Here is a 9,839-nt window from a genome sequence, read left to right as displayed (position 1 = left end):
CCCGCAGCGGGTCTTCGGCGAAGGCCGGTCCGACGTGGCGCAGCACCCGCCGCTCGATGTCGCGCGCGCCGCCATAGGGGTCGACCAGGCGGCCGTCCTCGGCGCGGGCGATGGCGTTGATGGTGAAATCGCGCCGGCCCAAGTCCTCTTCCAGGCTCACCGAGGGATCGGCGTCGACGACGAAACCGCGGTAGCCGCGGCCGGACTTGCGCTCGGTCCGGGCAAGCGCGTACTCCTCGCCGCTGTCCGGATGCAGGAACACCGGAAAGTCTTTGCCCACCGCCTTGAAGCCCGCGGCCAGCATCGCCTCCGGCGTTTCGCCGACCACCACGTAATCGCGATCCCCGGCCGGCAGGCCGAGCAAGGCATCGCGGACCGCGCCGCCGACGAGATAGGTTTTCATGCTTGGGACGGGGATTCGGGATTCGGGATTCGGGATTGGGGATCCGGGATGGGTAAAAGCGGGGCGGCGATGCGTGTCGCCTCGCTGGGGCGGGGGCGGATTCGTCGGAGTTGTTCAGTTGCGGGAGCCTTTGCTCTTGCCAATCCCGAATCCCCAATCCCGAATCCCGGCTCTTCAGCGCGGCGAATTCTGCGCCAGCAGGGCGATGATGTCTTCGGCGCCGGCGCTGCGGCCGAGGTGGCGCACGATCGGGTTCGCTTGTCCGGACACCCATAGCCGCAGTTCCGCTTCCAGGTCGAAATGGCCGGCGGTCTCCAGCGAGAACATGACGATGCTGCGGTAGGGCAGGCTGAGGAACTCGGTCTTGCGCCCGGTCACGCCCTGCTTGTCGACCAGGATCAGGCGCCGGTCGGTGAATACGATCAGGTCGCGGATCTCGCCGAACGCGCGCTGCACGGTCTCGCCCGGCGCCAGCAGCGGGGCGAAGTCGTCGTTGACTTTGTCGGCGGATTTGGCCCCGGCGTGGCCGAGCAGGGTGTCGAGCAGGCCCATGGCGCATTCCCTTCGCGTGAGATGGCTCCATCCTAGCGCAGCGCTGCGGCGCTGGTAGGAGCGGCGTGAGACGCGACCGCTGCAGCGGTGCGCGCGAGCGTAGCGCCCGAAGACCCGCGGCGCATGGAGCGGTATTGTCCGAACGTCCGGGCTTCGGCGACAACGCTGCCGATCGCCTCTGCGGCGGTCGCGGCTTAGGCCGCTGCTACAGGGGCCAGGCCGAGAATCTCGGGCAACTTCGGCAGCACCGGCGTCGGTTCGACGCCGAGCTTGAGCAGGCCGTTCTCGACGCTGGTCGAATCGGTCTGCAGCGAGCGCCAGTTGTCGCGGCTGATCGGCTTGCCCGGCAGGTGCTCGCCGACCTCGGCCTGCAGTTTGCCCAGCGCATCCGGCAGCGGCAGCACCAGACGCAGGCGGCCGCGCGCGCGCGCGGTGGCGCGCACGATCTCGCCCAGGGTCAGCACGTCCGGGCCGACCAGGTTGTAGCTGCGGCCGATGTGCTGGTCGTCGTTCAGCGCGTTGGCGAACGCCTGGACGACGTCGCCGATCCACACCGGCTGGAAGCGCGCGCCGGCGCGGCCGATCGGTAGCGCCGGCGCATAGCGCAGCAACTGATCGAAGCGGCAGAACAGGCCGTCGCCGGGGCCGGCGATCACCGACGGCCGGAACAGGGTCCAGTCGAGCTTGCTCGCGCGCACCCGCTGTTCGGCGCGGCCGCGCGATTCCAGGTAATGGCTCTGGCCGGTGCCGGCATTGAGCGCGCTCATCTGCAGCAGGCGCTGGACGCCCATGTCGCGCATCGCCTCGATCAGGGCGTCGAGCAGTTCGACGAACACGTGCTCGAAGCCGGCGCCGCTGTCGCCGCGCTCGTTGAGGATGCCGACCAGGTTGACCACCGCGTCGACGTCGTCGAGCACGGCGCGCAGGAAATCCGGATTGCCGACGTCGCCTTCGATCAGGCTGGCGTCGCGCGACAGCAGGCGCTTCTTGGCCGGCTCGACGCCGCGGCTGAGCACGGTGATGCGGCAGCGTTCGCGCAGCAGACGCTCGACCAGATGCCGGCCGACGAAGCCGGTGCCGCCGAGGACCAGGACGTGACGGCGCGCCATCGCGGCCTCACTCGCCTTCGGCGCTTGCCGCGGCCGCCGCCGGCGCCGCGGCGATCGGTTCGGCCGGACAGACGAAGGCCTTGCGCTTGCCGTCGACCACGCCGCGCAGGCGGTCGCCGACGTTCATCGCGTCGCCGTTGAGGCGCCAGTCGTAGATCACGCTGAAGGCGAGCACGCGCGCCACGTACTCGCGGGTCTCCTTGTAGCTGATGGTCTCGATCCAGAACTCCGGCTCCATGCCCGGGCGCTGCGACTGCCAGCGCGCCAGCGGCGCCGGGCCGGCGTTGTAGCCGGCCATGGCGAAGTAGGGCTGGCCGCCGTACTTGTCGAGCAATTGGCGCAGGTAGGCGGTGCCGAGCACGATGTTGGTGTCGGAGTCGTACAGGCTGGCGGCGCCGCCCCAGGGCAGGCCCAGGCTCTTGGCCACCTGCGCGCCGGTGCCGGGCAGCACCTGCATCAGCCCCATCGCGTTGGCGCCGGAGCGCGCCTTGGGATTGAACACGCTTTCGGCGCGGATCTCGGCCGCGACCCAGGCCGAGTCGATGCGGTTGGCGGCGGCCTCGCGGCGGATGGTGTCGCCGTGGTGCAGCGGGAAGCGCAAGTAGTACAGGCGCTGTTCCTGCGGCGTCTTGTTGAGCGAGAACACCGCGCGGTCGAACCATTGGTAGCCCTGCGCGACCTCGATCGCCAGGCGGCGCTGGGTGTCGTCGAAGCGGCTCAGCGCCTCGTCCCATTCGCGCACCGCCCAGCCGCTGCGGTCGATCTGGAACAGGCCCATCGCGCGCATCACCGCGCCGTCGCGGGCGACCGCGGTCTTGGCGGCGAGGCTGTCGGTCGGCTGCACCGGGCACAGTGCGTAGGGCGCGCCGAGCCGGTCGGCGGACAGGAAGCCGTGGAAGTCGGTCTTGCGCGCGGCTTCGCCGTACAGCCGCGCGGCGGTGGCCTTGTCGCCGGCGCGCTCGCTGAGCCGCGCCTCGAAGAACTGCCAGCGCGACTCGCCGCGCTGCTTGGCGCCCATCTTGCGGATCGCCGCCAGCGCAGCCGCCCAGTCCGAGCGCGCCATCGCCTCGCGCGCGCGCCACTCGTGCAGGCGCTCGTCGTAGGACACCTCCGGCACGGCGTTGAGCCGGCGCGCGGATTCGGGATCGTAGGAAGCCACCGACCACAGTGCGGTCTGGTACAGCACCCGGCCGCGGTCTTCGTCGCTGAAGTTCAGCGCGCCGGCGTATTTGGGCAGTTGCGCTTCGGCGCTGGCCGGCTGCGCCTTGGCCAGCTTGGCCAGGCCATAGGAGGCGATCTTGCGGCTGCGCTCGGTCTTGGGCCACGCGAGCGCGCGCTCGTTGACGTTGTCCAGGAACGCGGCGTAGTCGTTGGCCTGGGCCTGCTCGGCGGCGGGCAGGCCGCGCGCGGCCGCACGCATCACCGCCGGCTGCCACTCCGCAGCCGCGGCCTCGATGCGTTCCCAGCGCAGCTCCGGCGAAAGACCGCCGCGTGCGGCCAACACCGCGAACGGCGCATCGCAGCCGTCGGGCAGCGACTTGCCGCTGCTGCGCCAGATCGCCTGCGCTTCGCGGTTCCAGGCCGCGTCGGCCCGGCCCAGCGCCTGGCGCGCGTTCAATTCGGCGCAGCGCAGGGCCACGCTGCGTTCCTTGCCGCCGGTGCTGCGCGGGGTCCAGGCGGCGAGGAAGCTCGGCCAATCTTCGCGGCGCGCGGTCGCGGCCAGCCAGATCTCGCGGAAGGCGTCGCCGGAGGCTTCCTTGCCGCGACGGGCGAGGAAGTCGGCGGCCTGGCCGTTGTTGACCGCATCGATGTTGCGGCGCAGGTTCGCGTATTCGATCCAGCCGTACAGCGGATGGCGGGACAGATCGGCGTATTGGCCGGCATCGAAACCGCCGCGCTCGGCCGCTTCCAGCGCTGCGCGCACGCGCGGCAACTGCGGATCGGCCGCCGGCGCCGGCAGCGGATTGGCGATCGCGCGCGGCTTGACCGGCGTGCCCGCGGGGCTCGGCGCCGAGGCCGTGGTCTGGGCGCAGGCGGTGGTGGCGAGGGCCGCGACGAACGCGGCGACGGCGAGGCGGAGAGGGCGCGGGAGCATCGCCGGACTATAGCCCACAGCGGATGAATGCCTTATGTGAACGCACCTGCGATGCGCACGGATTGCTATCGCCGTCGCGCTCGCCGTGTCCGCGCCGCGCGCACGGTCGCCAGCGCGCGGGACGGCGTGCAGAATGCGGCCTTCGCGTCGGAAACGTAATCCGGCGGCGCGATCGACGACCCGCGCCGATGCCGTTCCGGCGTCGGGTCCCGGCGAATCGTCCCGATGGGAGTGCATGCATGGCGGTATGGCTGGTGTTTCTCGCGCTCGGCGCCGTCGCGGGCGTACTCGCCGGCCTGCTCGGCGTCGGCGGCGGTCTGGTGCTGGTCGCGGCCCTGGCCTGGATCGCGCCATGGATGGGCATTCCGCAGGAAGCCGCCATGCACACCGCCCTGGCCAGCTCGCTGGCCAGCATCGTGCTTACCGCGACCGCTTCGGCGCGCGCCCACGCCAAGCGCGGCAGCGTGATGTGGCCAACGGTGCGCTGGATGGTGCCGGGGCTGCTGCTCGGCGGCTGGCTCGGCAGCCTGGTCGCGGTGCGCATCGACGGCGACTGGCTGCGCCTGATCGTCGCCGGCTATTGCCTGATCGCCGCGGCCCAGCTGCTGTTCGGCAAGAACCGCGCCGCGCTCGCCGACGGTGCGCCGCCGCCGCAGGGACTGCCCTTGTCGGCGGCGGGCGTCGTCATCGGCGCGGTGTCGGCGGTGGTCGGCATCGGCGGCGGCAGCATGACCGTGCCGCTGCTGGTCTGGCGCGGCGTCGCGCCGGTGCGCGCGGTCGGCACCTCGTCGGCCTGCGGCGTGGCGATCGGCCTGGCCAGCGCGGTGGGCTATGCGCTCAACGCCCCGGCCGGCGCGTTGCCGGCGCACGCGATCGGCTACGTCTACCTGCCCGCGGCGATCGGCGTCGCGCTGGCCTCGGTGCTGGCCGCGCCCTACGGCACCCGGCTCGCACACCGCCTGCACGGCGACACCCTCAAGCGCGTGTTCGCCGGCTTCCTGATCCTGGTCGCGGTCAGCCTGCTGCTGGGCGGCTGAGCCGGCGTCGGCGCGGCCGCGGCGCGCGCGGGCCGCACGAGGACGCCCGTCCCCGGGCCGGGCTGAACGGGCGACTGCACGACGCCGTATCGACCGTGCGTCCGTTGCCGGCGTCGAATCCCGGCCGAAACTGGGACCGGTTTGGCAAGACCCTCCTGTTTGCGCCTTGTGGCGGATTCACAGATTGTTTACAACCTCTCGATGCCTTCCGACCGATCGGACGGCGTGCCAATAGCCAGCAGAGCTAAGTCACATAACTTGAGGGAGAGAGAGTCGATGAAAGTGTCGCGTCGCCATGCCCTGGCGAAAGCCATCCAGTTGTCCCTGTTGATCGCACTGCCCGGGTTCGCCGCAGCCCAGGACGCCGCTCCCGCCAAGGACGCCACCACGCTCGACACGGTCCAGGTGACCGGCACCCGTATCAAGAAGGCCGAGATCGAAAGCCAGGTCCCGGTCCAGACCCTGACCCGCGACGACATCGAACGCACCGGCCTGACCTCGATCGGCGACGTGGTGCAGGAACTCACCGGCGCCGGCTCGGCGCTCAACACCAAGTTCAACTCCTCGGGCAACTTCGGCTTCTCGCCGAACGGCGACGGCATCGGCGCCGGCTCGGCCCAGGTCGACCTGCGCCACCTCGGCCCCAAGCGCGTGCTGGTCCTGGTCGACGGCATGCGCTGGGTCAACGAGTCCTCCGCCTCGGGCGTGGGCGCGGCGACCGACCTCAACACCATTCCGCTGGCCATCGTCGAGCGCATCGAAGTGCTCGAGGACGGCGCGTCCTCGCTGTACGGTTCCGACGCCATCGCCGGCGTGGTCAACATCATCACCCGGCGCAACTTCGAAGGCGGCCAGGTCACCCTCAACTACGGTCAGTACGGCAAGGGCGACGGCGAGCTGCAGGGCGTCGACCTGGCCTACGGCTTCAACACCGACAAGGCCAATCTGTTCCTCGGCCTGAGCTACGTCGACCAGGATCCGGTGTTCTCGCGCGACCGCGCGCTGTCGCGCGTGCCGGTGCCCGGCCTGGGCGTGGAGACCGGCAGCTCGGCGACCCCGAACGGCCGCTTCATCATCACCCCGCCGACCGCCAGCACCGCCTGCCCGCTGACCGACACCGACGACGATCCGAGCACCCCGCCGATCCCGTTCTGCAACATCACCACGCCCAACGGCAGCAGCTTCCCCAACGGCGTGCGCTACCCGCAGGACTTCATTCCGTTCACCGGCGCGAACCGCTACAACTTCGCCCGCGAGAACATGCTGCTGACGCCGTCCAAGCGCACCGGCGCCTTCGCCCAGTTCCGCTATCACTTCAACGACAACGTCCAGGCCTACGTCAAGGCGCTGTACAACCGTCGCGAATCGGTCAACCAGGCCGCGCCGGAACCGCTGTTCCTCGGCCTCGACGCCGGCACCGGCAACATCTGGTCCGAGCACATCACCATCTCGCGCCTGAATCCGTTCAACCCGTTCGGCTTCGACCTGACCACCGAGGGCGCCAACCCGAACCTGGTCCTGCTCGGCCGCCGTCCGGTCGAGGGCGGCCCGCGCATCTTCGAGCAGCAGGTCGACACCCAATACATCGCCGCGGGCGTGGAAGGCAGCTTCGATGCCGGCGACCGCACCTACTTCTGGGACGTCAACTTCGCCAGCAACAAGAACGAGGCCGACCAGACCAACCGCGGCAGCTACAACATCCGCAACATCAACATCGCCCTCGGCGATCCGGCGGTGTGCGCTGCGACCCCGGGCTGCGTGCCGCTGAATCTGTTCGGCGGTCCGGGCACGATCACCCCGCAGATGCTGAGCTGGATCAGCCCGATCGTGCGCGACCGCAGCGAGCAGAAGCTGCAGACCTTCACCGCCAACCTGTCGGGCGACCTGTTCGACCTGTGGGCCGGCCCGCTGTCGTTCGCGGCCGGTTACGAGTACCGCAAGTACGAAGGCTTCTACCGCCCCGATCCGATCACTGTCGCCGGCTTCTACAACGGCACCCAGTCGCTGCCGACCAAGGGCGAGTACGACGTCAACGAAGCCTATGTCGAGCTGAACCTGCCGCTGATCAAGGAAGGTTCGTTCGGCAAGAGCCTGGACCTGAGCCTGGCCGGCCGCTATTCGGATTACTCGACCTTCGGCGGCCAGTTCACGCCGAAGTACGGTCTGCGCTGGCAAGTCGCCGACGAGTTCCTGCTGCGCACCACCTACGCCGAAGGCTTCCGCGCGCCGTCGATCGGCGAACTGTTCGGTTCGGCCAGCCGCGCCGACCTGCAGCTCAGCGATCCCTGCCTGATCTCGATCACCGGCGCGCCGCCGACCGGCAACCGCGCCAACTGCGCCGCGCTCGGCGTGCCGGCCGGCGCGACCCAGGCCAACAGCCAGATCTCGGTGCAGACCGGCGGCAACCCGGACCTGGAGCCGGAAACCGCGCGCAGCTTCACCGCCGGCTTCGTCTACAGCCCGGCCTGGGCCGCGGGCGTGCCGTGGTCGGACAAGTTCGACTTCGAAGTCACCTACTACCGCCATTCGCTGGAAGGCGCGGTGCAAGCGATCGACGCCCAGACCCAGCTCAACCTGTGCGTGCAGACCCTCGACCCGACCTACTGCAACGGCATCACCCGTTCCAGCGTCGGCGGCATCAACTCGTTCGAGAACAAGCTGACCAACCTGGGTTCGATCAAGACCTCCGGTTGGGACATGGATGTCTTCTGGACCCTGCCGGAAACCTCGTGGGGCCAGTTCAAGCTCAGCTGGCAGAACACCTGGGTGACCCAGTACGACGCGGTCGGCGCCGCCGGCCAGGTGCAGCCGCGCAAGCCGGGCGTGGAAGTCAACGACAGCGCGATTCCGGAGTGGACCTCCAACGCCACCGTGTCGTGGAAGCGCAACGCCTGGAACGCCTCGTGGACCATCCGCCACATCTCCGAGCTGGACGAAATCTGCCAGGCCTCGGCGCTGGACTCGCCGTACTGCGACAACTCGGTGACCGGCGAGAACAAGCTCGATGCGATCACCTACCACGACCTGCAGGTGGGATATCACATCGACTGGCTGAAGGGGCTGCAGATCACCGGCGGCGTCAACAACCTGTTCGACAAGGATCCGCCGGTGTGCCTGTCGTGCTCGCTCAACGGCTACGACGCGTCCACCTACGACATCCCGGGCGGCCGCTTCTTCTACCTGCGCGCGGACCTGCGCTTCTGATCGCGGCTCGGTTGATAGACCCGATCGCGGCGTAGCTCGCTACCCGCAGCAACCCGAACGGCCGGTGGGCGACCACCGGCCGTTTCGTTTGTGCCGCCGCTTGAGTAGAACCCGAAGGGGACAGGCATAGGGTATGAGCGACGCGAGTCGCGACGCGTAGCCGCGGTCTCGCGCCGTCGCCTCTGTAGGAGCGGCGTGAGCCGCGACGCGTTGTTCCGATTGCGCCGTCGCCGCGAGATCGCGGTCGTGGCTTGCGCCGCTCCTTACCCCTAAAGCCGTCTGTCGCTTCGGTGGCGACGATGACGGTGTTGGTTCTGCGCGCTCCCGGTCGCGGCTTATGACCGGAGGAAATCCCCGTGGGACGCCGCTCCTACAGGCGGGTCGACGTCTCGGTCCCGATCGGGCGGCGCTCGGTCGGGGGTAGGAGCGACGCGAGTCGCGACCGCGTAGCCGCGATCTCGCGCCGTGGCCTCTGTAGGAGCGGCGTGAGCCGCGACGCGCTACTGCCGATTGCGCCGTCGCCGCGGGGTCGCGTTCGCGGCTTGCGCCGCTCCTGCTCTGAAGCGCGGGGGCTTCAGCGCAACGCGCTTTCCGGGACGTCGAGTTCCAGCGACAGGGCGAGGTGGTCGGACTGCGCGGCTGGCACGGCGCGGGCGCCGGCGAAGCTGAGGCCGTCGCCGAGCAGGATGTGGTCGATCGCGCGCTGCGGGCGCCAGCTGGGGAAGGTGGCCAGCGGTTCGCTGGGCGGCTGCAGGCGAGTGTTGCGGAACAGGGTCTGCATTTCCGGGCGATCCGGCGAGCAGTTGAAGTCGCCCATCAGCACCGCGTGCGGGTGGTCGTGCAGCAGTTCGGCGATGAAGGCCAGTTGGCTGGCGCGCGAGCCGGAGCCGAGCGAAAGGTGGGCGACGGCGACGGTGAGGCCGTCGTCGTCCTGGCCGTAATGGGCGATCAGCACGCCGCGGCCGGAAATGCGGCCGGGCAGGGGATGGTCGACGACTTCGCGCGGTTCGAGCTTGCTGAGCAGGCCGTTGGCGCTGGAGGCGACGCTGCCGACGCGCCGGTTCGGCTGGTGGCTCCAGTACTCGAAGCCGGCGCGCTGGGCCAGGTAGTGGGTCTGGTTGGTGAAGCCCGAACGCAGACTGCCCGGATCGCTTTCGTTGAGGCCGACGATGTCGTGCTCGCCGGCCAACTGGGCGATCGTGTCGAGGCTGCCGCGCTTGTTGCCGGCGGGCAGCACGTGCGACCAGCTGCGCGTCGCGTAATCGCTGTAGCGGCGCGTGCTGGAGCCGGCCTGGATGTTCGCGCTGAGCAGGCGCAGCCGGCGTGTGGTCATGCCAGGTCCCTGAGCTGCGGGCCGATCAGCCCTTGGCCGGAGCCGCCGGGGCGGCCGCCGCGGCCGGCGCCGGAGCGGAGGCGCCGTCGGCCGGCGCTGCCGGTGC

Annotated in this window: 6 protein-coding genes and 1 pseudogene; 2 read left to right on the top strand and 5 right to left on the bottom strand. The window is 70.0% G+C overall.

Going from position 1 to position 9,839, the window contains the following annotated elements:
* The 4 genes and pseudogenes from cca to TX83_RS18095 form a co-directional block, all read right to left on the bottom strand.
* Window positions 1–403: pseudogene (gene cca, locus TX83_RS23980) on the bottom strand (multifunctional CCA addition/repair protein); the annotation flags it as partial.
* A gap of 174 nt (window positions 404–577) precedes the next feature.
* Window positions 578–955 (bottom strand): PH domain-containing protein, encoded by a 378-nt coding sequence (locus tag TX83_RS18105; protein ID WP_064749383.1) that lies wholly within the window; start codon window positions 953–955, stop codon window positions 578–580.
* A gap of 194 nt (window positions 956–1,149) precedes the next feature.
* Complete coding sequence (locus TX83_RS18100) at window positions 1,150–2,064, bottom strand: complex I NDUFA9 subunit family protein (protein ID WP_064749382.1); 915 nt, start codon at window positions 2,062–2,064, stop codon at window positions 1,150–1,152.
* A 7-nt stretch (window positions 2,065–2,071) separates the two neighbouring features.
* Window positions 2,072–4,159 (bottom strand): lytic transglycosylase domain-containing protein, encoded by a 2,088-nt coding sequence (locus TX83_RS18095; RefSeq protein ID WP_079248295.1) that lies wholly within the window; start codon window positions 4,157–4,159, stop codon window positions 2,072–2,074.
* A 239-nt stretch (window positions 4,160–4,398) separates the two neighbouring features.
* Between TX83_RS18095 and TX83_RS18090 the strand changes: the two genes are divergently transcribed.
* Both TX83_RS18090 and TX83_RS18085 read left to right on the top strand, forming a co-directional pair.
* Window positions 4,399–5,196, top strand: a complete 798-nt coding sequence (locus tag TX83_RS18090) for a sulfite exporter TauE/SafE family protein (protein WP_064749381.1) — start codon at window positions 4,399–4,401, stop codon at window positions 5,194–5,196.
* Between the two features lie 276 nt (window positions 5,197–5,472).
* Window positions 5,473–8,400: a TonB-dependent receptor gene (locus TX83_RS18085; protein WP_064749380.1), complete on the top strand. Its 2,928-nt coding sequence runs from the start codon at window positions 5,473–5,475 to the stop codon at window positions 8,398–8,400.
* 574 nt (window positions 8,401–8,974) lie between these two features.
* On the opposite strand, the gene TX83_RS18080 is transcribed toward TX83_RS18085, so the two are convergent.
* Window positions 8,975–9,733: an endonuclease/exonuclease/phosphatase family protein gene (locus tag TX83_RS18080; protein ID WP_064749379.1), complete on the bottom strand. Its 759-nt coding sequence runs from the start codon at window positions 9,731–9,733 to the stop codon at window positions 8,975–8,977.
* Window positions 9,734–9,839 lie beyond the last annotated feature (106 nt).

Source organism: Lysobacter antibioticus HS124 (assembly GCF_000336385.2).
Lineage (GTDB): Bacteria > Pseudomonadota > Gammaproteobacteria > Xanthomonadales > Xanthomonadaceae > Lysobacter > Lysobacter firmicutimachus.
The sequence above is the reverse complement of the archived record's forward strand: the minus strand, read 5'-3'. Positions and strand labels throughout refer to the sequence as shown.

Excerpts from the sequence above, each read along its gene's own strand:
- TX83_RS18080 (WP_064749379.1), bottom strand. The coding sequence starts at position 9,733 with ATGACCACACGCCGGCTGCGCCTGCTCAGCGCGAACATCCAGGCCGGC.
- TX83_RS18090 (WP_064749381.1), top strand. The coding sequence starts at position 4,399 with ATGGCGGTATGGCTGGTGTTTCTCGCGCTCGGCGCCGTCGCGGGCGTA.
- TX83_RS18100 (WP_064749382.1), bottom strand. The coding sequence starts at position 2,064 with ATGGCGCGCCGTCACGTCCTGGTCCTCGGCGGCACCGGCTTCGTCGGC.
- TX83_RS18095 (WP_079248295.1), bottom strand. The coding sequence starts at position 4,159 with ATGCTCCCGCGCCCTCTCCGCCTCGCCGTCGCCGCGTTCGTCGCGGCC.
- TX83_RS18085 (WP_064749380.1), top strand. The coding sequence starts at position 5,473 with ATGAAAGTGTCGCGTCGCCATGCCCTGGCGAAAGCCATCCAGTTGTCC.
- TX83_RS18105 (WP_064749383.1), bottom strand. The coding sequence starts at position 955 with ATGGGCCTGCTCGACACCCTGCTCGGCCACGCCGGGGCCAAATCCGCC.